Genomic DNA, 22,026 nt, shown 5'->3' on the forward strand with positions numbered 1-22,026 from the left:
GCGTCGAAGCAAGGGGGGAGCTTCGCCGCTCCGTCCCCCGTCGCCGTGTCCCCATCCCCGTACCACCAGTGGAGGCCCGACTTGGGCATGATCGTCTACAACGGCCGAATGTCCCTTCCCCTCGATGACCGCGTCCTCGCCCATGTGCAGGTGGTCGTCGTGAGCAAACTCCGCCGTCGCGAGAGCTTCGCGATCACGGTGCCGGTCGACGGCTCCGAGGTCGTCTCCTGGATCGGTCCCGCAACGCCGCTCGAGTTCGTGTACTCGGGCAACCGCCGACCGCTGCTCAACCGCGCCTGGCTGGAGCAGCTCGCGGAGTCGGCATCATCGAACCGCGGCCTTGTCATCTTGCCCGAACCGCCGATGCCGCCCGAGCCGCCGGGGCTCGCACCGCCGGTCGGCGCCGTGGCCGTCAGCGCCTGAGGGTCTCCGACGGGCGCTCGCCGAATGCGCGACGGTACCGCTCGGCGAAGCGCGGGAGGTGCGCGAAGCCCCAGCGTCGTGCCACAACGGCCACCGTCACGTCGGCGCCGCCCGCGAGCAGGTCGGCGCGCACGGCATCCAGTCGCACCCGTCGCAGGTACTGCATGGGGGTCTCGCCGCGCTCGCGGGTGAAAGCCGCGTGCAGCCCGCGCGTGGAGACGAACGCGGCATTCGCGACATCCGTCATGGTGATCGGCTCGGCCACATGGGCACTCATGAAGTCGATTGCGAGCCGCACCACGGTCGAGCCGCCGGAGCGACCCTCGCCGGCCTCGAGCCAGTTCGTCGGAAACGCGCACAGGAACGCCGTGGCGAGCTGGTGGAAGTTCGCCGCCGCGATCATCGGGTGCGAGAACAGGTCGGGGGTCGCATGCATCGCATGTCGGATGCTGCGCACCGTCGCACCCCAGTAGGCCGCGGCCTCCGGCGCCAGCGGCGCCGTGCCGGTGGCGTGGATGCGGAGCCCGTCGTTGCCCGTCGCCCGGTCGATCCCGTGACCGCGGTCCCCGACACATCCCAGGCGAGGTCGACCATCGAGTACCGGTCGGCCGTCATGGCATCGATGTCGACGCGGAACGTGGCGGGATCGCTTCGCCCGTACCGGATGCCGGGAAACAAGTCGGTGAGGCAGCACTCGACGGCCTCGGGATCGCGCAGTGAGAGCGAGGTTCGTCGCACTCCGGTCATGCTGGTCCTCCCTCGCTCGTGCGGCCGGCGCGGCCGGGAGCATCCACCCTACGTTCGATCGTGGAGGATGCAACAGCGACGAGGGGCCGTCACGTCACAATGGAGTCCCCGGTTCATCCGGCTTCTGATGCAAGGAGATCCCATGCCGATCAACCCGATCGAACGGTCGCAGATGCTGAAGGCGCTGGCGTCCGAGACCACCGAGGCCATCGGCGCGCTCGCCGACAGCGGCGAGGTCACCCAGGGCAGTGCCCTGTTCGACGCCGTCGCGAAGCTCGCCATCCAGGCGAACGGCATCTCCAACGTGCTCGTGGAGGTCCTGAACGAGCTCCGGGCGCGCTGAGGTCGATCGATGAGCTACGAGATCGTGTGGACGTACGAGGTGGATCCCGCCCCGCGTCATGCGTTCGAAGACGCCTACGGACCCGACGGCGACTGGGCGCGCCTCTTCGGGCTTGCCGAGGGGTTCCTCGAGGTGGTGCTGCTCGCCGATGCCGCGGCGCCCGGCCGATACCTGACGATCGACCGCTGGCGCGACGAGGCATCCTTCGACCGCTTCACAGCCGAGCACGGCGAGGCCTACGCGGCACTCGACGACGTGCTCGCCGGCATCTCGGGCCGCGGCACGCGGCTCGGCGGGTTCGTGCGACGCTGAGCGTCGTCGCATCCGGTTCTCGGGCCTGTCAAGGGGCAGCGCGCGTTCGCGTCGCATGCGACGCTGGCCCCATGGACACCCAGGACGAACCCATCGAAGAGGGACACGACGAGGCGAGCATCGACGACAAGATCGTCGGCCTCGCCGAGCAACTGCGCGGCGACGCCGATCTCGGGCATGTCGACGATCTGACGACGATGGCGCGGCAACGCCTCGAGGAGGCGGGCCTGCCGGCCGACGACGCCACGACCGACGCGGTGGTCGGAGCCGTGCGCCGAGGATAGGCGCCGAGCATAGGCGCAGCCGCGACCGCGACCCTCAGTGCGGCACGACGGCCCATTCGAGCAGTCGTTCGGCCGGCCAGGTCGTGACGATCCGGTCGGCCGGCACGCCGTTCGCCTCGGCCCGCGCGGCGCCGAGGTCGAGGAACGAGAAGTGCCCGGGCGCGTGCGCGTCGCTGTCGATCGTGAAGCGGCATCCGGCCTCGAGCGCCAGCTGGATGAGCTCGTCGGGCGGGTCCTGCCGCTCGGGCCGGGAGTTGATCTCCACCGCGACGTCGTGCTCGGCGCACGCGTCGAACACCGCGCGCGCGTCGAACGTCGACTGCGGGCGCGTACCGCGCGAACCCTCGACGAGCCGGCCCGTGCAGTGGCCGAGCACGTTGGTCTGCGGGTGGGCGATGGCGTGGAGCATCCGTGCCGTCATCTCGCGCGACTCCATGCGCAGCTTCGAGTGCACGCTCGCGACGATGACGTCGACGCGAGCGAGCATCTCGGGGGTCTGGTCGAGGTCACCGTCGAGCAGGATGTCGACCTCGATGCCCGAGAGGACCCGGATTTCGCCGGCGGCGCCGCTCGCGTTCAGCTCGTCGAGCACGTAAAGCTGCTCGAGGAGCCGCTCGGCGCTGAGCCCGTTCGCGACCCGGAGGCTCGGCGAGTGGTCGGAGAGCACGAGGTACTCGAGGCCCACGAGGGCCGCCGCACGAGCCATCGTCGCGATCGTCGTGGTGCCGTCGGACCAGTCGGAATGCGCGTGCAGGTCTCCGAGGAGCCGTGCACGCAAGCCGCCCTTCGCCGGGGTGGTCGCGGGACCGGTGCGGGCGCGGAGCTCGGCGAGGTAGGCGGGCACCTCGCCGGCGACCGCCTCGGCGATGACCGTGTACGTCGTGTCGCCGATGCCCTTCGTACGCTTCAGCCGGCCGTCGCGCACGCGCGTCGCGAGCTCGTCGGCCGAGTACTCGCCGATGACGTCGGCCGCCCGCCGGAACGCCTTCGACTTGAACGACGAGGCGCGATCGCGCTCGAGCAGGAATGCGATCTCCTCGAGCGCGGCCACCGGGTCCATCAGCCCATTCTGGCCTGCCCTGGGGCATCCGTCACTCGGGATGTTCCCCCGGCGGGCCGGCGAGCACGGTCGGGACGTACTCGAGCAATTGCAGGCGCCCGTCGAACAGGCGGTGCTCGACGAGTTCGAGCGCGACGTCGGGATACCTGTCGTAGATCCGGTCCTGGCCGGTGGCCCCGGTGATGACGGGGAACAGCACGACGCGGAACCGATCCACCAGACCCGCCATGAGCAGCGAGCGGCACAGCGAGACGCTGCCGAGCGTATGCAGCGGTCGCGTTCCGTCGCGCTTCATCGCCCGTACTGCTTCGATCGCGTCGCCCGAGACGAGCTGGGTGTTGGGCCACGCCAGGGGCTCCCGCACCGTCGAGGAGAACACCACCTTGGGCATCGACGCAAGCTCCGCCATGCCGGCCTCGTCGGGGTACTGCTCGGCGAGCCCCGACATGAGCCGGTAGGTGTTCGCGCCCATCAGGGCGGGATGGTCGCGTTCGGGCGAGTCCGCCAGCCAGCCGAGGTACTCGGGGCCCTCCATGCCCCAGAAGCCCGGCCAGCCCTCGGCGGCGCCGTAGCCGTCGAGGGAGGTGATGAAGTCGACCGTCAGTTCGGGCATCAGATCTTCCTCTCGTCATCTTCGAACGTAACTCGAACACCATTGTTTGACAACCGTCGGCAACAAGACGCGCGACCAGGCAAACCTCTCGCGATCCCACAAGCCACCTCCCACGAGCGGATGCCGCAGCCGATCACCGTTCCCACGATGGCGCTCGACCCCGGCGACCGGCCCGGCCTGCGCCGCGGCGTTCACGACCTCGCTCAGCGCGCGACGAGGACTCGGGTTCGGCGTACGGGTGGGGTTCCCGATCCGGAACGAGACCAGCTGGCAGTCGAGGGTGAGGCCGTCGCGGTACCGGCGACCCATCGGCACATTCGACGGATTCGTGGATGCCGCGATCCACGGATGCCGCTACAGCTCGACGACCGTCATGCCCGAGCCCGACCCGCCCGCCGTGCCCATCGCGGCGAGCGCCTCGGGCACCTGGTCGAGCGTGATGCGCCGACCGACGAGCTCGATCGGACGGAAGTCGCCCGACGCGACCGCCCCGAGCATCGAGGGGTACTCGTGGGCGGCCATGCCGTGGCTGCCGAGGATCTCGAGCTCCCCGGCGATCACCGCGTCCATGGGCATCGCGGCGAGCGCGCTGTCGCCGAACATCAGGCCCACCTGCACGTGCCGCCCGCGCTTCTTGAGGCTGCGCGCCGAGGCGAGCGCGGTCTCGCTGCTGCCGAACGCATCGACCGACACGTCGACGCCGCCGTCCGATGCCTCGAGGATGCGATCCGCGGCCCCTTCGCCGCCGCGCACGGGCACCGCGCCCAGCTTCGCGGCCGCTTCGAGGGCGGCGTCGGAGACATCCACCCCGTAGACCTTCACCCCGGCCGCGACGGCGATCATGATCGCCGAGAGACCCACCCCGCCGCATCCGTGCACCGCGATCTGCTCGCCGGGGGCGAGCCGGCTGCGTGACACGATCGCGCGGTAGGCGGTGGCGAAGCGGCATCCGAGCGACGCGGCCTCGACGAAGCCGAGCCCCTCCGGCAGCCGGATGAGGTTGAGCGCGGCCTCGTCGATCACGACGTACTCGGCGAACGAGCCCCAGTGGGTGAAGCCCGGCTGCGACTGGGCATCGCACACCTGCTCGTTGCCCGAGAGGCACTCGTCGCAGCGGCCGCACGCGCAGATGAACGGCGCGGTCACCCGGTCGCCGACGCTCCAGCCGGCATCCTCCGGCACCTCCCGGCCGAGCTCGGCGATCTCCCCGGCGAACTCGTGGCCCGGAACGTGCGGCAGCGCGACGCTCTCGTCGTGTCCCATCCAGGCGTGCCAGTCACTGCGGCACACCCCGGTGGCGCGCACGCGGATGACGGCGCCGCGCGGCGGGCACGCGGGCATCGGCACCTCCGCGAGCGCGGGCGCCTTGCCGAATTCGGTGAAGAGAACGGCACGCACAGGGGTCCTCCGGTTCGGGTCTACGGATGTCGCGAAGCCGGACTCCCCCGTGACCGACGTCGTCCGCGACATCCGCGAGCCTACCCGCCCGTGAGCCGGACTCAGCGCCGGGGGTCCTCATCCGTTCGGCTCGACCCCGGTTCACTCGGGGGAGCGCAGTGCGCGCCCCCGGAGGGCGCTCAACACGAGTACAGGTTCATCACATTCGAGTTGAGTGTCGGCTCACCACCGACGAGGATCACATCGCGCACATGCTGGCGACCGATCTCTTCGAGGACGTCGAGGGGCACGCAGTCCTGACGGACCAGGTGGATCGGCGCGAACCGGGCCCCGGCGAGCGCTGCCCCCGCCAAGGCATCGGGGAACGTGGAGTCCGTCGCGAGGAACGCGGCGTCAGCGAGTGGGAAGGGCTTCTGGTTGGTGATCACCGAGGTGGCGAACCGGTCGGCTCCGTTGCGTCGATAGGACTCGAGGATGCTCGTTCGCGGCGGCCGGCGCAGCCGACAGTGCGTCGGGGAAGTTCATCCCGGTCGCAACGAGCTGACCCCCCGAACAGGGGCCGTGCGAGAGAAGGGCGTAGATTGTGTAACAATATGGCATGCGATTCGTGACGGCGGTGCTGCTCGCCTCGGTGTGCTTCGGCACCACCGGCACGGCCCAGGCACTCGGCCCCGACGCGAGCGCCGCGTCGGTGGGAGCGGCACGCATCCTCATCGGCGGTGGCGCGCTCGGGCTCGTCGCGCTCGCCATGCACTTCGCCGGGCGACGACGCGGCGCGACCGGGACATCCGCCGCATCGCCGCCCGGCGTCGCTCCGCGGCATCCGCTTCCCTCGTGGCTCATCGTCGTCATCGGTGCGCTCGGCGTGCTCGGCTACCAGCCCGCCTTCTTCGCGGGCACCGCCGCCAACGGGGTCGCAGTCGGCACCGTCGTGGCGCTCGGCGCGGCGCCCGTGATCACCGGCGCGTTCGACTGGCTGCTGCGGCGACGGTACCCCGGCCATCGCTGGCTCGTCGCGACCGTGATCGCCACCGCGGGTATCGCCATCCTCGCCGCCGCGACCGACCCGGAGCGTGCCGCGACCGATCCGCTGGGCCTCGTCGCATCGCTCGGCGCTGGCACCTCGTACGCCGTCTACACGCTTGCGGCGAAGGCGCTCCTCGACCGCGGATGGACGCCCACCGGCAGCGTGGGCGCGCTGTTCGGCGGGGCGGCGATCGTGAGCCTGCCGCTGCTCGCGGCGACGGATGCCTCGTGGCTCGCGACCGGCCCCGGGCTCGCGATGGCGCTCTGGCTCGGGCTCGTCACCACGACCCTCGCGTACCTCCTCTTCGGCGCGGGGCTCCGCGGCCTCGCGCCCGCGACGGTGTCGACGCTCACGCTCGCCGAGCCGCTGACGGCCGGGATCCTGGGCGTCGCCGTCCTCGGCGAGACCCTGACGGGCGGGGCCGTCGTCGGCCTCCTCGTGCTCGCGGCCGGCATCACGGTGCTCGCCTCGGGCGGGGCGCGGCGGGCGCCGCGGGCGCTCCCCGCCTGATCGGCCCCCGCGTGCTCATGGCGTTCCCTGGGATGTCGGAGGCCATCGGTAGCATGCACGCATGGACGTGATCCTCATCCCCGGATTCTGGCTCGACGCATCCTCATGGCAGGAGGTCACGCCGCTGCTCGAGGAGGCCGGCCACCGCGTGCACCCGCTCACCCTGCCCGGTCTCGAGTCGGTCGACGCCGACCGGTCGGGCATCGGCCTGCGCGACCACATCGGCGCCGTGGTGGACGTCGTCGACCGACTCGAGGGCGAGGTCGTGCTCGTCGGCCACTCGGGCGGTGGGGCCATCGCGCATGGCGTCGCCGATGCGCGTCCCGACCGCATCGCGCGCGTCGTCTACGTCGACGCCGGGCCGCAAGCCGAGGGTGACCCGATCAACGACGAACTGCCGGTGGTCGACGGCGAGATCCCGCTGCCCGACTGGTCGGACTTCGAGGAGGCCGACCTCGTCGACCTCGACGACGAACTGCGAGCCGCGTTCCGTGCGCGCGCGGTGCCCGAGCCGACCGGGGTCGCCCACGACGGCATCGAGCTCCACGACGATCGGCGCTACGACGTGCCCATCACGATCATCGCCTGCGAGTTCCCGAGCTCTGCGCTCACCGCGTGGATCGCCGCCGGGTCGCCCTTCACGCGCGAGCTCGCGAAGGTCACGCACGTCGACTACGTCGACCTGCCCACCGGGCACTGGCCGCAGTTCACCAAGCCCGTGCAGCTCGGGCAGGCGATCGCCGCGGCGATCGGCTGAGCGCGGCCGGCCGGGCGCTCCGGGCGCTGATCGCTCCCGGCCGATCGCTCCCGGCCGGTCCCTCCCGGCCGGTCCCTCCCGGCCGATCGCTCCGATCAGAGCTGGGAGCCGTCGATCGAGAACGTGTCGCAGGCGCCCGCGCTCTGCTCGTACCCCGTCTCGAACCAGCGGACCCGCTGCTCGCTCGTTCCGTGCGTGAACGAGTGCGGGGTCACCTGGCCCTGCGTGGCCTCCTGGATCCGGTCGTCGCCGACGGCCGCCGCGGCGTCGATCGCCTGCGTGTACTGCTCGCGGGTGATCGGCTGCAGGAACGGCACGCCGCGCTCGTCCTCGGTCCGCGAGGCCGCTGCCGCCCACGATCCCGCGAAGCAGTCGGCCTGCAGCTCCACCCGAACCGCGTTCGACGTCGGGCCGGACTGGCCGTCCTGCGACAGCTCGAGGATCCCCGCGATGTTCTGCACGTGATGACCCCACTCATGTGCGACGACGTACATCTCGGCGAGCGGTCCGCCGCTCGCGCCGAACCGGGTCTCGAGCTGGTCGTAGAAGCTCGTGTCGATGTAGATCGACTGGTCGGGCGGGCAATAGAAGGGGCCGGTGGCCGAGGACGCGTTCCCGCACGCCGTGGAGACCGCCTGCTCGAACAGCACGAATCCCTGCGGACCGACGTAGTCGAGGCCGATGTTCGGCCCTTCCGCCTGCCAGTAGTCCTCGAGCGAGGCCGACGCGCCCTGCATGCGGCAGTCGATGCGCTCGTTCGCATCCTGGCCGGTCAGGCACCGCTCGAGCGCAGAGTCGTCCGCCGCGGGCTGGCCTCCGCCGCCGAGGAGCCCGGTCACGTCGAAACCCAGGAACTGCGAGAGTAGGAAGAGGGCGACCACGCCGAGCCCACCGCCGACGGCGATGCCGGTGGTTCGACCGCGCCTGGATGCCCTGCCGCCGCTGATGTCCGAATTCGGGTTGAACGTCATGGATCGACGCTACTCCGGAGCACGGTACGAGACCCGGCGAGGCCCGGCTCCGGGCGACCCGTTGACAACGGCGTCGGAATCGGCTCCATCCTCCTCCCCGTCGTCGTCATCCCCGCCGTCGTCACGATCCACACCGTCGTCATCGGGGTCGTCGTCCTCGTGACCCGCGAACCGGTCCGTCGCCCGGACGAGGGCATCCAGGATGCCGGGCTCGTCGTACGCGTGCCCGGCGTCGGCGATCAGGTGGAACTCGGCCTCGGGCCACGCCGCGTGCAACTCCCACGCGGTCATCGCGGGCGTGCACATGTCGTATCGACCCTGCACGATCACGGCGGGGATGCCCGCGAGGCGCGGCGCATCGCGGATGAGCTGTCCCTCCTCCCACCAGCCGCCGTGGCGGAAGTAGTGGTTCTCGATGCGGGCGAACGCGGTGGCGTACTCGGGCTCCGTGAAGCGCGCGATGGTGTCGGCCTGCGGCAGCAGCGTGATCGTCGACGACTCCCAGCGCGACCAGGCCACGGCCGCCAACTGGTGCACCTCGGGGTTCGGATGCCGGAGCAGGCGCGCGTACGCCTCGATGAGGTGGCCCCGTTCGAGCAGTGGAATAGGCGCGATGAAGTCCTCCCACAGGTCGGGGAACACCGCGGCGGCGCCGCCCTCGTAGAACCAGTCGAGCTCCTGACGGCGAAGGGTGAAGATGCCGCGCAGCACCAGTTCGGTGACCCGCTCGAGGTGGGTCTCGGCGTACGCGAGTGCGAGAGCACTCCCCCATGAACCCCCGAATACCTGCCAACGGTCGATGCTCAGGTGCTCGCGCAACCGCTCCATGTCGGCCACGAGATGCCAGGTCGTGTTCGCCGAGAGGTCGACCTCCGGCTCGCTCGCGTGCGGGATCGACAGCCCGCAACCGCGTTGGTCGAAGAGCACGATGCGGTAGCGCTTCGGGTCGAACAGGCGGCGGTGCGCAGGGCTCGTGCCGCCACCCGGCCCGCCGTGCAGGAAGACGACCGGCTTGCCCTCCAGGTTGCCCGAGACCTCCCAGTAGATGTGCTGGCCGTCCCCCACATCGAGCATGCCCGTCTCGAGCGGCTCGATCTCCGGGTACAGGTCTCTCATGCCCACACGGTAGACGACCGGGGGATGCCCCGCACTCATGCCGCGCCGCCGCAGCCCTCGGCCGAGCCGGCCGTGCGGCGCCCCGTTCTGCGAGTTCAAGGGCTCGGCCCGCTACCTGAGCCTGCGCGGCGGCGACGTCGTGGTGCCGCGCGCCGCCTGGAACTACCCGACACCCGCGCCGGGATTCGAGGAGCTGGCCGACCGGGTCGCCGTCTATGCCGGCGCGATGGACGCGTGCACCGTCGACGGCGAGCGCGTGACGCCGCAGCCGGGCGGCTTCTACGGCGGTTGGATCACGTCGGATGTCGCGGGCCCGCTCAAGGGCGGAGCGGGCACCGCGGGGTGGTGAGCCGGCGGGCCCCCGCGAACACGGCGGTCGGCCGCGGCGTAGGCTCGCGGTATGAGCGTCACGCCGGTCACGATCACCATCACGGGCGCTGGAGGCCAGATCGGCTACGCCCTGCTCTTCCGCGTCGCCTCGGGCGCCATGCTCGGGCCCGACACCCCTGTGCGGCTGAACCTGCTCGAGATCCCCCAGGGCCTGCGGGCCGCCGAGGGCGCAGCGCTCGAACTTCAGGACTGCGCGTTCCCGCTCCTCCACCAGGTCGAGGTCTACGACGACCCGAAGGCGGCCTTCCGGGGCACCAGCCACGCCCTGCTCGTCGGCGCGCGACCACGCGCCGCCGGCATGGAGCGGGGCGACCTGCTCGCGGCGAACGGCGGCATCTTCGGCCCGCAGGGCGAGGCGATCAACGCCGGCGCCGCCGACGACGTCCGCGTCGTCGTGGTGGGCAATCCGGCCAACACGAACGCGCTCATCGCGTCGGCGCACGCGCCCGACGTTCCCGCCGACCGCTTCACCGCCCTCACGCGCCTCGACCACAACCGCGCGCTCGGGCAGCTCGCGCCCGCCATGGACACGCCCGTGGGTGACATCCGGAACGTCACGATCTGGGGCAATCACTCGGCGACGCAGTTCCCCGATGTCGCACATGCCACCGCCGCAGGCGACCCCGTGCCCGCGCTCCTCGCGGCGCGGCTCGGCGGCGTCGACGCCGCGCGCGAATGGATCGTCGACGAGTTCATCCCGCGGGTGGCGAAGCGGGGCGCGGAGATCATCGAGGTGCGCGGATCGTCGTCCGTCGCCTCGGCGGCGAACGCGGCGATCGACCACATGCGCGACTGGGTGCACGGCACGACGGGCGGATGGACGAGCGCGGCCGTGGTCTCCGACGGGTCGTACGGCGTGCCCGAGGACCTGGTGTCGTCGTTCCCCGTCGAATCGGTCGATGGCAGCTGGCGCATCGTGCAGGGCCTCAGCCTCGATGCGTTCGCGCAGCACCGGCTTGCGACCAGCGTCGCGGAACTCGTGGACGAGCGCGACGCCGTGCGCGCCCTCGACCTGATCTGACCCCGCCCATCGAGGAGGATGCGGCCATGACGGATGCCCCGGCGCTCGACCTGTCGGCCTACCGGCTTCTCGTCGACGAGCGGTTCGACGGTGACGAGCTCGCGCGAACGCGCTGGTTGCCGCACTACCTGCCGCACTGGAGTTCACGGGCCGCGACGGCCGCTCGGCACGAGGTCTCGGCCGGAACGCTGAAGCTCCGCATCGACGCCGACACGCCGCCGTGGTCGCCGGAGTTCGACGGCGACGTGCGGGTCTCGCACCTGCAGACGGGGGAGTTCTCGGGGCCGATCGACAGCCCGGTCGGCCAGCACCGGTTCCGCCCGGGGCTCGTCGTGCGCGAGGAGCAGGACGAGGAGCGCCTGTGGCTGCCGCGCCTCGGCGTCGTCGAGGCCCGGGCGCGGGCCATCCGCCACCCCGCGGCCATGGTCGCGCTCTGGGCGATCGGGTTCGAGGAGGAACCCGCCGACAGCGGCGAGATCTGCATCTTCGAGATCTTCGGGCGCGAGATCGACGACGACGGCGGACTCGTCGGCGTGGGGGTGAAGCCGCAGCACGACCCGCGCCTCGAGCTCGACTTCGAGAAGGTGCGGGTCGCCGGCGACCTCACCGAGTTCCACGACTACGCGGTCGAGTGGCTGCCCGACCGACTGCGGTTCTTCATCGACGGGCGCCTCGTGAAGCCCGTGCCGCAGTCGATCGCGTACCCGGTGCAGCTCATGCTCGACGTCTACGAGCTGCCGACGGATGCCCCGCGCGACACCTCGTCGCATCCGCTCGTGTTCGAGGTGGCGCACGTCCGCGAGTACGTGCCGCGCTGAGCCGCCCCTACGCTGGTGGCATGGCCTCCGAACCGATGTCTCCCGCTCGCCGCAGACAGCTCATCGTCGGGCTGGTGATCGGGGCGATCGTGGGAGTGGGAATCAGCCTCTGGACGGGCTTCTGGCTGTGGCTCGCCGCCGGACTCGCCGTGGGCCTTGCCACCGGCGCGCTCATGAAGCCCCCGTCCGAATAGCCACCGCTGGTTGGGGAGGCGGCCCAGCCGTCTCGAAACCCGGCACCGCCCTCACCGTCCGGACGCCGCGCCGACGTACACCTCAATGCCGTCGATGACCCGCGCCAGGCCGAACTCGAAGGCGCGTTCAGGATCGGCGGATGCCCCGTACTCGGCACCCGCGGCCTGGCCGACACGACCCGACACTGCAAATCGCGCCGGATCCACGATCTGCTCGAGGAGCGGCCCGTTGCGTTCCCACCACGCGTCGTCGTCGGACTCGGCGCGGCGCAGGCGCTCGGCGTCGACGTAGGCGCGTGCCGGCGCCGACACGAAGCCCACCACGAGCGTGACGACCTGGTCCATGTCGAGGTCGCTCAGCCCGAGCCCTTCGATCGCCCGGAGGCTCCACTCCCACCGGTCGGAGACGTTCGGCCCGAGCGGCGGCCGGCTGGTGTCGATCGAGAGCAGCCACGGATGCCGCAGGTACTCGTTCCACGCGCGGCGCGCAACCTGCTCGAGCCGTTCCCGCAGGGATCCGCGCAGCTCGGGCAACGGCTGTTCGCCGGCGACCCGGTCGACCATGAGGTCGATCAGCTCGGCTCTGCCGGGCACGTACGTGTAGACCGACATCGGTCTCAGCCCGAGTCGCTCAGCGACCCGCCGCATCGAGAGGGCCTCGAGTCCCGCGGCGTCGGCCAGCTCGATCGCGGTGTCGACGACGGCGTCGACGCTGGCACGCTGCTTCGGACCGCGCGAGCCGACCGGGTCGCCGAGTCGGTCCCGCCAGAGGAGGCGCAGCGTGCGATCGGGCTCGTCCCGCCCGTCGGATGCGGTCGACATGGCGCCCAGCATAGGTACTTCGTACCGTGTATGGCGTTCGGACACACCCGATGCGCCGACGCCGCGCCGAGAACCGGCGCGAGCCGCAGAAACCGGGGCGCAGCACCTGTTCTCGGCGCGGCGTCGGCGTGTCGGCCTGCTTCCACATGGGGGACGACGAAGGCGGGGCCCGTCGGGACCCGGCCTTCGCGCGTGGGATTCTACTTCTTCGTCTTCTCCGGCATGGGCAGGGTGCCGGCGGCGCGCTGCGCCGCGTAGTACGCGCGGGCCTCGTCCTGGCGCTCCTGCTCGGCGCCCGACGCGATCTTCGAGCGCAGGTGCTCGGGCGTGTAGCCGAACGCGTCGACGAGGTCCTGCGCGTGCGGCCGCAGGCGCTCGAGCAGGCGGTCGATGTACGCCGTCACGGCCTGGGCGCGCTGCGGCGACAGGCGGCCGTGGATGAGGTACCAGGCGAGGTGCTTCTCGACGAGGCCGAGGCCGAACAGGTCGCGCAGCCACGTGAGCACGCGCCTCGTGCCGGGGTCGGTCGTCTGCTCCAGTCCGCGGGTGAACGCCTCCCACTGCAGGAGCTCGCCGTGCGCGCGGGCGGCCTCGATCAGCTCGTTCTGGTTGCGGTTGAAGGCCGCCGCGGCATCCGCCTTCGGCAGCTTGCGCGCGTCGCGGAGTCGGGCCGCGATGTCGGCGATCATGGTCTCGACGCGGTCGGTGAGCAGTTCGCGCTGCGTGTTCGTGTCACGGAGCTCCGACACCGAACGAGCGGTCGAACCGAAGTCGGCGATGGTCTGCCCGAGGCGGCGAAGCCCCGTGCCGTGGTAGGCCCGCTCGGCGGTCTGCGCGACGACGTATCGGGCCATGGCGCCGGCATCGGCCTTGGCGAACTGCTTCGAGTAGTCGGTGAGCAGGCGCTTCGCGACGAGCTGCAGGAGCACGTTGTTGTCGCCCTCGAACGTCGCGTAGATGTCGAGGTCCTGACGCAGCCCGACGATGCGGTTCTCGGCGAGGAAGCCGGCGCCGCCGGTGGCCTCGCGTGCCTCCTGGAGGGTCTCGAGCGCGTGCCACGTCGAGAGCGGCTTCAGGGCGGCCGCGATGGTCTCGAGGTCCTGGCGGTCGTCGTCGGTGTCGGCCCTGCCCGAGAACACCGCGTCGAACTTCAGGAGGAACTCGTCGTGCGCGAAGGTCTGCGCGTAGGTGGTCGCGAGCTTCGGAAGCAGCCGGCGCTGGTGACGCTGGTAGTCGAGCAGCACCTCCTCGTCGGTGTCGCTCGCCGCGTTGAACTGGCGACGCTGGTTGCCGTAGGTGATCGCGATCGTGAGCGCCACCGCGGCCGCCGACGTCGCGGCGCCGTCGAGCGAGACGCGGCCCTGCACGAGGGTGCCGAGCATCGTGAAGAAGCGTCGGCCGGGGCTCGCGATGGGACTCGAGTAGGTGCCGTCCTCGGTGACCGACCCGTAGCGGTTCAGGAGGTTCTCGCGGGGCACGCGCACGTTCGTGAAATGCAGGCGCCCGTTGTCGATGCCGTTGAGCCCGCCCTTCAGCCCGTCGTCCTCGCCCCCGATGCCGGGCAGGAACGCGCCGTCGGCGTCGCGGAGCGGCACGTAGAGGGCATGCACGCCGTGGTTCACGCCCTTGGCGATGAGCTGGGCGAACACCACCGCGGCGATGCCGTGCAGGGCGGCGTTGCCGAGGTAGTCCTTCCACGCGCCACGGAACGGCGTGTTGATGACGAACTCCTGTGTCGCCTCGTCGTAGGTGGCCGTCGTGCCGATGGCCGCGACATCCGACCCGTGCCCGGTCTCGGTCATCGCGAAGGCCCCCGGCACGTCGAGCGACATGATGCCGGGCAGGAACGCGCGGCGGTGGTACTCGGTGCCGAGGTGGAGCACGGCGGCGCCGAACAGGCCCCACTGCACGCCGGACTTGATCTGCAAGCTCGGGTCGGCGATGACGAGCTCCTCGAACGCGGCGATGTTGCCGCCGTGGTCCTCGAGCCCCCCGAGCTCCTTCGGGAACGCGCGGTGCACGGCGCCCTGCTCGACGAGGATCTTGAGCTGCCCGAGCACGCGCTCCCGGTGCTCGGCCATCGTCTGGCCCTCGATGCGCTGGAGCTCGGGATGAGCGGCGCGTTCGCGCGCGGCGAGGCGGATGTCGGCCCACGTGCCGAGGAGCTGGCGTCCGAGCGCGGCCACGTCGACCTCCGGCGACTCGGGAGCCGGGGCGGCCGACGGAGCCGGGATGGGCGCGCCGACCGCGCCTGGCACGGGCTTCGCGGGCACGGTCGCGGCGGGGCGCTGGCCCCAGGTCTTCGTGGTGGTGCGGGGTGCCGTGTCAACCATCGTCGGCTCTCGTCTTTCCTGTGTGCGGCGGTCAGCTCCGTCCACGGTAGGACGACCCGCCCGCGCCCGAAAACGGGGCGTCAGGGGGCTACAAACGACGTGCGCGGCGTCTCGCGGACACCTGTCGAGACTCTACAAAGCGCAGCACCGCTGTCGTGGCAGTGTCCACAATCGGATGCCGCGACATCCGCTCGGTCACCGGACCCTCAGGCGCGGAAGAACTCGTTCGCCCGAGGCGTCCAGAGCAGGACCAGGATGAGGACGGCGAAGACGATGCCGATGTACTCGCCGATCGCGCTCGCCGGGTACGCGATCGCGAGGAACACCGAGAGGAGGATCGAGAGCGCCTCGAAGATCGTGACGAGGATCCGCGCGCCGTTGCGGCCACGCAACAGCCCCACGGCCACGAGGATGACGACGATGCCGATGAGGATCCCGGCCAGTGCGGCGAGGATGAGCTGGCTCGCTCCGCCGAACTGCTCGACCGTCGCGGCGATGCTCGTCTGGAACAGCAGGATGGTGCCGCCGAGGATGTCGAGTGCTCCCGAGATCCAGGTGAGCACGGCGACGAGGGTCACGCCGCCAGGTCGATGGATGGCCATGAGCGCCCCCGTTCGCGCCGCCCGACGAGGCGGCCTGTTGCGATGTTAGTGCAAGGCGGCCTCGCTGCCGCGGAAGTAGGCGCTCGCCGGGCGCGTCCAGAGCAGGATCAACACGATCGCCGAGACGAGGACGCTCGCCCACTCGCCCACCGGGTTGCCCAGGTTCGCCACCGCCATGAACAGCGAGCCGATGAGCGACAGGATCTGCAGCACCGTAACGATCATGCGAGAGATCCAGCGACCCAGCCAGAGGCCGAACGAGAGGATCACGACGATCAGGCCGAGCACCATCGAGCCGATCGCAGCGGTGAGCAGCCCGCCCGATCCGCCGAAGGCGGCCGTCACATCCGGATCGTCCCCCTGGAAGATCAGGAGGATGCCCGAGATGATGTCGATGACGCCGGACACGAATGCCAGGACCGCCACGATGGCGACTCCGATCGGCCGGCTCGTTGCTTCAGCCATGATGCGCTCCCCACTCGCTTCGCGCCGTGCAGCGCAGCACGACGACCTTGGGCTGATGCTAGCGCGACGACGGATGCCGCAGCACGCGTCAGCTCGTCGGCTCGCCGGGAGCGAGGCCCCGGAAGTAGCGCGTCGCCTCCCCCGACCACAGCAGGAACAGGATGGCGATCGCGAGGAGCGAACTCAGGATCTCGGTCGAGAGCGTCGCCGGCGCCGCGATCCCCGACCAGATCGAGCCCGCCAGTGAGATCACCTGCAGCACGGTGGCTGCGATGCGTGAGACCGCGTCGCCGCGCAACAGGCCCCACGCGACGACCAGGACGATCGCACCGAGCACGATCGACATGACGGCGACCACGATGAGCAGTCCCGCCCCGCCGAAGCGCTCCGCCGCGGTCGCATCGGACTGCATCGTGAGGAGCACGATGCCGCCGATGATGTCGAACACGCCGGAGACGATCGCGAGGGCCGCCACGATCGTGACGCCGAGCGGACGCTTGGGGCCGAACTGGTCTGACATGTTGCTCCTGACGACGGCCGGTGCACGGATGCCGCGGGCCGCGACCCGCTGCCGCGATCCTATGCCGCCCGGCCCGCGGCCGGCAGCCCCGGCACTGGCGTGCCGCGACGGATCAGCCATGCTCCGCGACCACGGCGAGCAGTTTCTCGCCGTACGCCTCGAGCTTCTTCGCGCCGATGCCGCTGATGCCGTCGAGGTCGGCGAGCCGGGTCGGCCGGGCCTGGGCGATGCCGCGGAGCGTGGCGTCGCCGAACACGATGTAGGCCGGCACGCCCTGTTCGCGGGCCTCTCCCGCCCGCCACGCACGCAGCGCTTCGAAGAGCTCGGCCTGTGCGGGCTCGAGGTCGGCGGCCGCCGGAGCAGCCTTCGGCCCACGGACGCGACCCGACCGATCGGGTTCGGTGCGCAGCATGACGGTGCGCTTCCCCGAGAGCACGTCGGCCGCGGCATCCGTCAGCGCGAGCGTGCCGTACTCGCCGTGGGTGGCAAGGAGCCCCTGCGCGAGCAGCTGGCGCACGACGCCGCGCCATTGCTGCTCGCCGAGGTCGGCGCCGATGCCCCACGTCGCGAGCGAGTCGTGGCCGTACTGGCGCACGCGGAGGGTCTCCTTGCCTCGGAGGATGTCGATGAGATGGCCTGCCCCGAACCGCTGGCGGCGCTCGCGCTGCAGGCGCACGATGGTGGACAGGAGCTTCTGCGCCGGGATCGTGCCGTCCCACGCGGCGGGCGGCTCGAGGCACGTGTCGCAGTTGCCGCACGGTTCGCTCGCCTGGCCGAAGTAGGCGAGCAGGTTCTGGCGGCGGCACTGCACGGTCTCGCAGAGCGCGAGCATGGCGTCGAGGTGCTGCGCGAGGCGGCGCCGGTGCGCGAGATCGCCCGGACTCTCGTCGATCATGCGGCGCTGCTGTACCACGTCCTGCAGGCCGTAGGCGAGCCACGCCGTCGCGGGCAGGCCGTCGCGGCCGGCACGCCCCGTCTCCTGGTAGTAGCCTTCGACCGACTTCGGCAGGTCGACATGGGCGACGAAACGCACGTCGGGCTTGTCGATGCCCATGCCGAAGGCGATCGTCGCGACGATCACGACTCCGTCTTCGCGGAGGAATCGCTCCTGCGTGCGGCGCCGCACCCGGGCGTCGAGTCCCGCGTGGTACGGCATGGCGTCGACGCCGTTGGCCGCGAGGAACGCGGCGAGCTTCTCGGTCGACGCGCGGGAGAGCGCGTAGACGATGCCCGAGACCGGGTTGCCTGCGGCATCGGTGCCCTCGCTGCGGACGAAGTCGAGCAGCTGCCGGCGCACCTCGACCTTCGGCGCGATGCGGTACTGGATGTTGGGGCGATCGAAGCTCGACACGAAGTGCCGGGCGCCATCGAGCGAGAGCCGCGTCGTGATCTCGCGGTGCGTCGCCTCGGTCGCGGTGGCCGTGAGCGCGATGCGCGGCACGTCGGGCCAGCGCTCGGCGAGCTCGGACAACGCGAGGTAGTCGGGACGGAAGTCGTGGCCCCACTGGGCCACGCAGTGCGCCTCGTCGATCGCGAACAGGGCGACACGGCCCTCTTCGAGGAAGCGCTTGACCGGCTCGGCATTGAGCCGCTCGGGCGCGATGTAGAGCAGGTCGAGCTCGCCCGCGAGGTAGGCGCGCTCGACCGCAGCACGCTCGGCCGGCAGCTGGCTCGAGTTGAGGTACGCGGCGCTCACGCCGTTGCGCACGAGCGCGTCGACCTGGTCGTGCATGAGCGCGATGAGCGGCGACACCACGATGCCGGTGCCCTCGCGGAGGAGGGCAGGGATCTGGTAGCACAGGCTCTTGCCGCCGCCCGTGGGCATGAGCACGACCGCGTCGCCGCCGGCCGCGACGTGCGCGATGATCTCGGCCTGCTCGCCGCGGAAGGCGTCGTAGCCGAAGACCGCGTGCAGTGCCTCGAAAGCGCTGGCGAACCGGGCCGGTGCAGCACGGATGGCTCGCGTGACCGTCGCTGCAGCGACCTGGCCCTCGGCGGCGGTCGCTGCGCCGCCGGTCGGTGCGCCGGCGCTCGTCGCCCACTCGAGGTCGACGGGCGGCGCCCAGTCGTCGTCGGGCGGCGGCGGCAACCCGTCGGGATCCCATGGGACCTCCTCGGCGCCGTGGGGTTCCGGGTTCCAGCTCACCCGTCGAGTGTAACGAGCGCCCCCGACGATCGATCCGGTCATCCCCAGCCCGCGACCGCGGATACCCCAGGCACGGGAACGACCCCGGGCGCGAGCGCCCGAGGCCGTTCGATGGCCGAACTCAGTCGACGTCGATCACGAAAGAACTCGTCGTGCCGGTCGACACCACCGTGATGTCGAACCGTGTCGGTCCCGACGCGTCGGCAGGGATCGCGAACATCACCGTCGCCGTGCCGATCTCGTCGGTGGTCGGCGTGTACGCGCGATCGACGGCCTCGCTGTCGAGCTCCGTTGCGCCGAGGGAGACGGCGACGGTGCCCGCCTGCGGCTCGTTGGTGCTGAAGTCGAGCGACGAGAGGTCGATCGTCACCTGGTCGCCGGGGTCGTAGCCGTCGGCGTCGGGCGCCGAGACGACCACGCCGACGGCGCGCTGGGCGAAGTCGGGCGTCGCCATCTGGAAGTCCGCCTCGAGTGCGGCGAAGTAGTCGACCATCGACTCCAGGTCGATCTTGCCGCTGTCGGACTTGTTCGCGCCGTCGTCGAGCGTGAGGAAGTTGTCTCCACCCGAGGCGAGGAACGAGTTGACGCCCACGCTGTAGGTCGCGGCCGGATCGATCGCCATGCCGTCGAGGAGGATCTCGGTGATGTGCGAGCCCGCCGCCGCGGACGGATCGTACGTGTACTCGAGTCCGGCACTGACGCCGAGCTTGAGGAACGGCCGTGATGCCCCTGCGGGCTGCCACTGCTCCTCGAGCACCTGCTTGACCTGCGCGCCGGTGAGGTCCATCGTCACGAGCGTGTTGGCGAACGGCTGCACGTTGGCCGCTTCGCGATACGTGACCGGGCCCGCAGCGATGTCGGCTCGAAGGCCGCCGGGGTTCATGAACGCGACGTCCACGTCACGCGTGCCGTCCTCGTTGAGCGACCAGAGCTGCACGTCGGCGACGAAGTTGCCGAGCGTCGACTCACCACCCCGGTTCTCGACGAGCGTCGGGACGCCGTTCACCACGCCGGGCTGCCGAGCGCGGTTGAAGTCGGCGCTCGCGTCGCCGAGCTCCACGTTGCCGAGCGTGTTGGCGAGGGCCGTCGCCTCCGCGACGATCGGCACGATCTCGGGGTCGGGCTCGAACAGGTACTCCGTCACGTTGCCGCGGTCATCGAACGCCGTGGCCATGGTGTAGATCGTGTTCTTCATCTGGGCGATCTTTCCGCTCTTGATGTTGAACGTGATGTCCATGTTGCTGAAACGCTCGCCGTACTGGCCGCTCGAGATGACCGGCCGGCCGTCGATCACGTGGTTGTACGCGAGGTGGGTGTGCCCCGAGACGATCGCGTCGATGTTGTCGTTCGCGTTCAGCACGATGTCGCCGAATCGCGTGGTCGGGTCGGTCGCGGATGCGATGTCGGTCGTTGACGCGCCCTCGTGCACGAGCATGATCACGATGTCGGCTTCGCCGTTCTCCTCGGAGCCGTCGCTGAGCTGGTCGGCCACGCGGTTGGCGGCTTCGACGGGCGAGCCGACCGTGATGTCCTCGATGCCCGCGGGGCTCACGAGCGAAGGCAGTTCGTCGGTCACGGCGCCGACGAACCCGATGGTGACGCCCTGGAAGGTCTCGGTCCAGTACTCGGGCAGTGCAGGCTCGTCGGGTGCGTCCGCGTGGTAGACGTTGGCGCCGAGGTACTCCCACTCGGCCATCGGCATGACGCGGTCGGTCAGGTCGGCGAAGCCCTTGTCGAACTCGTGGTTGCCGACGGCGCTGACGTCGAGCCCCGCGGCGTTCAGCGTCTCGATGGTCGGTACGTCGTCCTGGATGAAGGACGTGAACGTCGACGCGCCGATCATGTCGCCCGCGGCGGCGAAGACGGTGTTCGGATTCTCGGCCCGGAACGAGTCCACCGCGGTGGCGAGACGTGCGATGCCGGCTGCGGTGCCGGACTGCTCGATGCGACCGTGGAAGTCGTTGACGGTCACGAGGTTGAGGTCGACGAACGCCTTCGCATGCGCCAGCGCCTGCGGCGGCAGCCCGTCGTCGGGGACCGCCTGCGCGGCCGCGGAACCGCCGAGGGTGAGTCCGACGGCCGTGGCCGCCGCGAGCGCACCGGCGGCGAGCCGGCGGCGCGAGCGTGTGGGGGCATTGGTGCGGTCGAGTTCCGCACCACTGGACCGATGCTGCATTCCGTGTCTCCTCTGCGAGTCCGCCGAGGTTCCCGAATCCGCAACCCCCCGGCCATGCACGCCCCCGCGCGGCGCTCGGGGGACGATGGAAGCCTACGTTTCGGGCAGGGACGCGGGGAAGTGGTTTGGCCAAGTCGTAACCTGCACTTAAGTGGAATGGCGCAGATTCTGCTCATATGAGCACAGCCACCTCCGCCGAGAGGTCGTGTTCCGACCCGAGGCTAGGCTTGCCGCCGATGCTCACCGCCGTCCTCTCCCTCAGCGGGGCCCTCGTCTTCGGCGCGGCCGACTTCCTCGGCGGTCTCGCGGCCAGGCGAGTGAACGCGATGCTCGCCACCGCGGTCGCCGCCGTCACGGGGTTCGCGATCCTCCTCGTCGCCGCGCCGTTCCTCGGCGGCGCGTGGACTCCGCACGACGCGCTCTGGGGCGCGTTCTCGGGGGTCGCGAGCGCCGTCGCGATCTCGCTGCTCTACGCCGCGCTCGCGATCGGGCCCATGAGCATCCTCTCCCCGCTCACCGCCGTCGTGGCGGCGGTGGCCCCCATGCTGTTCCAGACGAGCGACGAGAGCGGCGTCGTCCCACTCGTGCTCAACCGCGGCTTCAGCGCGGCGATCCTCTTCGCCGTGCTCGGCGTGCTCGCTCTCGCGGGCGCACAGCGTCGGCAGGCCGCGGCCTCCGAGACCGAGGGGATGCCGCGGGCCTCCCTCGGCGCGTCGATCGCACCGCCGCGCACCGACGCGCCGGGCGGCCTCCGCCTCGCGGTCGCGTGTGGCGTCGTCGACGTGGCCGCCAGCGTGCTGCTCCTCCTGGGCATCCGGGCCGGCGACCTCTCGGTGGCCGCGGTGCTCGGCGCCATGTACCCGGCCGGTACCATCCTCCTCGCCGCGCTCGTGCTGCGGGAGCACGTCGCGCCCGTGCAGTGGGTCGGGCTCACGCTCGCGCTCGCGGCGGCGGCCATGCTGGCGTTGGCGTAGGGGT

At 71.0% G+C, this 22,026-nt stretch carries 24 protein-coding genes and 1 pseudogene; 11 read left to right on the forward strand and 14 right to left on the reverse strand.

Going from position 1 to position 22,026, the window contains the following annotated elements; translation table 11 throughout:
- Nucleotides 1–87 precede the first annotated feature (87 nt).
- Nucleotides 88–423, forward strand: coding sequence for a DUF7882 family protein (locus IEX31_RS12950; RefSeq protein WP_444541793.1), 336 nt, complete (start codon nt 88–90; stop codon nt 421–423).
- Here IEX31_RS12950 and IEX31_RS12955 read toward each other — a convergent pair.
- Nucleotides 413–859: a helix-turn-helix transcriptional regulator gene (locus tag IEX31_RS12955; protein WP_188743849.1), complete on the reverse strand. Its 447-nt coding sequence runs from the start codon at nt 857–859 to the stop codon at nt 413–415. The two genes, IEX31_RS12950 and IEX31_RS12955, sit on opposite strands and share 11 nt — an antisense overlap.
- Before the next feature lie 453 nt (nt 860–1,312).
- Between IEX31_RS12955 and IEX31_RS12960 the strand changes: the two genes are divergently transcribed.
- From IEX31_RS12960 to IEX31_RS12970, 3 genes are all read left to right on the forward strand, one after another.
- On the forward strand, nt 1,313–1,513 hold the full coding sequence (locus tag IEX31_RS12960; protein WP_188743850.1) for a hypothetical protein: 201 nt from the start codon (nt 1,313–1,315) through the stop codon (nt 1,511–1,513).
- 9 nt (nt 1,514–1,522) lie between these two features.
- Complete coding sequence (locus tag IEX31_RS12965; RefSeq protein ID WP_188743851.1) at nt 1,523–1,825, forward strand: antibiotic biosynthesis monooxygenase family protein; 303 nt, start codon at nt 1,523–1,525, stop codon at nt 1,823–1,825.
- Nucleotides 1,826–1,896: 71 nt separating this feature from the next.
- On the forward strand, nt 1,897–2,109 hold the full coding sequence (locus IEX31_RS12970) for a hypothetical protein (protein ID WP_188743852.1): 213 nt from the start codon (nt 1,897–1,899) through the stop codon (nt 2,107–2,109).
- A gap of 34 nt (nt 2,110–2,143) precedes the next feature.
- Here IEX31_RS12970 and IEX31_RS12975 read toward each other — a convergent pair whose 3' ends face one another.
- The 4 genes from IEX31_RS12975 to IEX31_RS12990 all read right to left on the reverse strand — a co-directional run bounded on the left by IEX31_RS12975 (nt 2,144) and on the right by IEX31_RS12990 (nt 5,680).
- Complete coding sequence (locus IEX31_RS12975; RefSeq protein WP_188743853.1) at nt 2,144–3,169, reverse strand: PHP domain-containing protein; 1,026 nt, start codon at nt 3,167–3,169, stop codon at nt 2,144–2,146.
- A gap of 31 nt (nt 3,170–3,200) precedes the next feature.
- Nucleotides 3,201–3,782: a dihydrofolate reductase family protein gene (locus IEX31_RS12980; RefSeq protein WP_188743854.1), complete on the reverse strand. Its 582-nt coding sequence runs from the start codon at nt 3,780–3,782 to the stop codon at nt 3,201–3,203.
- A 354-nt stretch (nt 3,783–4,136) separates the two neighbouring features.
- Nucleotides 4,137–5,252, reverse strand: a complete 1,116-nt coding sequence (locus IEX31_RS12985; protein ID WP_308423509.1) for a zinc-dependent alcohol dehydrogenase family protein — start codon at nt 5,250–5,252, stop codon at nt 4,137–4,139.
- 107 nt (nt 5,253–5,359) lie between these two features.
- Nucleotides 5,360–5,680 (reverse strand): cell wall-binding repeat-containing protein, encoded by a 321-nt coding sequence (locus IEX31_RS12990; protein ID WP_308423514.1) that lies wholly within the window; start codon nt 5,678–5,680, stop codon nt 5,360–5,362.
- Between the two features lie 98 nt (nt 5,681–5,778).
- Between IEX31_RS12990 and IEX31_RS12995 the strand changes: the two genes are divergently transcribed.
- Both IEX31_RS12995 and IEX31_RS13000 read left to right on the forward strand, forming a co-directional pair.
- The gene (locus tag IEX31_RS12995) at nt 5,779–6,717 is read left to right on the forward strand and encodes an EamA family transporter (protein ID WP_188743856.1); all 939 of its coding nucleotides are present in this window, start codon (nt 5,779–5,781) and stop codon (nt 6,715–6,717) included.
- A 61-nt stretch (nt 6,718–6,778) separates the two neighbouring features.
- Entirely contained in the window at nt 6,779–7,474 is a 696-nt protein-coding gene (locus IEX31_RS13000) for an alpha/beta fold hydrolase (protein ID WP_188743857.1), read from the forward strand.
- Nucleotides 7,475–7,569: 95 nt separating this feature from the next.
- Here IEX31_RS13000 and ypfJ read toward each other — a convergent pair whose 3' ends face one another.
- Nucleotides 7,570–8,445 (reverse strand): KPN_02809 family neutral zinc metallopeptidase, encoded by an 876-nt coding sequence (gene ypfJ, locus IEX31_RS13005; RefSeq protein WP_188743858.1) that lies wholly within the window; start codon nt 8,443–8,445, stop codon nt 7,570–7,572.
- Between the two features lie 9 nt (nt 8,446–8,454).
- On the reverse strand, nt 8,455–9,561 hold the full coding sequence (gene pip, locus IEX31_RS13010; protein ID WP_188743859.1) for a prolyl aminopeptidase: 1,107 nt from the start codon (nt 9,559–9,561) through the stop codon (nt 8,455–8,457).
- 76 nt (nt 9,562–9,637) lie between these two features.
- Between pip and IEX31_RS13015 the strand changes: the two are divergent.
- From IEX31_RS13015 to IEX31_RS13030, 4 genes and pseudogenes are all read left to right on the forward strand, one after another.
- Nucleotides 9,638–9,910, forward strand: a pseudogene (locus IEX31_RS13015) (DUF427 domain-containing protein); the annotation flags it as partial.
- A gap of 51 nt (nt 9,911–9,961) precedes the next feature.
- The gene (locus tag IEX31_RS13020; protein ID WP_188743861.1) at nt 9,962–10,972 is read left to right on the forward strand and encodes a malate dehydrogenase; all 1,011 of its coding nucleotides are present in this window, start codon (nt 9,962–9,964) and stop codon (nt 10,970–10,972) included.
- A 26-nt stretch (nt 10,973–10,998) separates the two neighbouring features.
- Nucleotides 10,999–11,790 (forward strand): glycoside hydrolase family 16 protein, encoded by a 792-nt coding sequence (locus IEX31_RS13025; protein WP_188743862.1) that lies wholly within the window; start codon nt 10,999–11,001, stop codon nt 11,788–11,790.
- A gap of 20 nt (nt 11,791–11,810) precedes the next feature.
- Entirely contained in the window at nt 11,811–11,984 is a 174-nt protein-coding gene (locus tag IEX31_RS13030) for an HPP family protein (RefSeq protein WP_188743863.1), read from the forward strand.
- A 51-nt stretch (nt 11,985–12,035) separates the two neighbouring features.
- Here the strand turns inward: IEX31_RS13030 and IEX31_RS13035 are convergent, their stop codons facing one another.
- From IEX31_RS13035 to IEX31_RS13065, 7 genes are all read right to left on the reverse strand, one after another.
- Nucleotides 12,036–12,806 (reverse strand): TetR/AcrR family transcriptional regulator C-terminal domain-containing protein, encoded by a 771-nt coding sequence (locus tag IEX31_RS13035; protein ID WP_188743864.1) that lies wholly within the window; start codon nt 12,804–12,806, stop codon nt 12,036–12,038.
- Nucleotides 12,807–13,006: 200 nt separating this feature from the next.
- The gene (locus IEX31_RS13040) at nt 13,007–15,139 is read right to left on the reverse strand and encodes an acyl-CoA dehydrogenase family protein (protein WP_188743865.1); all 2,133 of its coding nucleotides are present in this window, start codon (nt 15,137–15,139) and stop codon (nt 13,007–13,009) included.
- Between the two features lie 206 nt (nt 15,140–15,345).
- Entirely contained in the window at nt 15,346–15,717 is a 372-nt protein-coding gene (locus IEX31_RS13045) for a DUF7144 family membrane protein (protein WP_188743866.1), read from the reverse strand.
- 69 nt (nt 15,718–15,786) lie between these two features.
- Nucleotides 15,787–16,206, reverse strand: a complete 420-nt coding sequence (locus IEX31_RS13050; protein ID WP_188743867.1) for a DUF7144 family membrane protein — start codon at nt 16,204–16,206, stop codon at nt 15,787–15,789.
- Between the two features lie 88 nt (nt 16,207–16,294).
- Nucleotides 16,295–16,726, reverse strand: coding sequence for a DUF7144 family membrane protein (locus IEX31_RS13055; protein ID WP_188743868.1), 432 nt, complete (start codon nt 16,724–16,726; stop codon nt 16,295–16,297).
- Nucleotides 16,727–16,838: 112 nt separating this feature from the next.
- On the reverse strand, nt 16,839–18,914 hold the full coding sequence (gene recQ, locus IEX31_RS13060) for a DNA helicase RecQ (RefSeq protein WP_188743869.1): 2,076 nt from the start codon (nt 18,912–18,914) through the stop codon (nt 16,839–16,841).
- Between the two features lie 79 nt (nt 18,915–18,993).
- On the reverse strand, nt 18,994–21,048 hold the full coding sequence (locus IEX31_RS13065) for a bifunctional metallophosphatase/5'-nucleotidase (RefSeq protein WP_188743870.1): 2,055 nt from the start codon (nt 21,046–21,048) through the stop codon (nt 18,994–18,996).
- Nucleotides 21,049–21,284: 236 nt separating this feature from the next.
- Between IEX31_RS13065 and IEX31_RS13070 the strand changes: the two genes are divergently transcribed.
- Nucleotides 21,285–22,022, forward strand: a complete 738-nt coding sequence (locus IEX31_RS13070) for an EamA family transporter (protein ID WP_188743871.1) — start codon at nt 21,285–21,287, stop codon at nt 22,020–22,022.
- The last annotated feature ends 4 nt before the right edge of the window (nt 22,023–22,026 follow it).

This window comes from Agromyces bauzanensis, from assembly GCF_014645655.1.
Lineage (GTDB): Bacteria > Actinomycetota > Actinomycetes > Actinomycetales > Microbacteriaceae > Agromyces > Agromyces bauzanensis.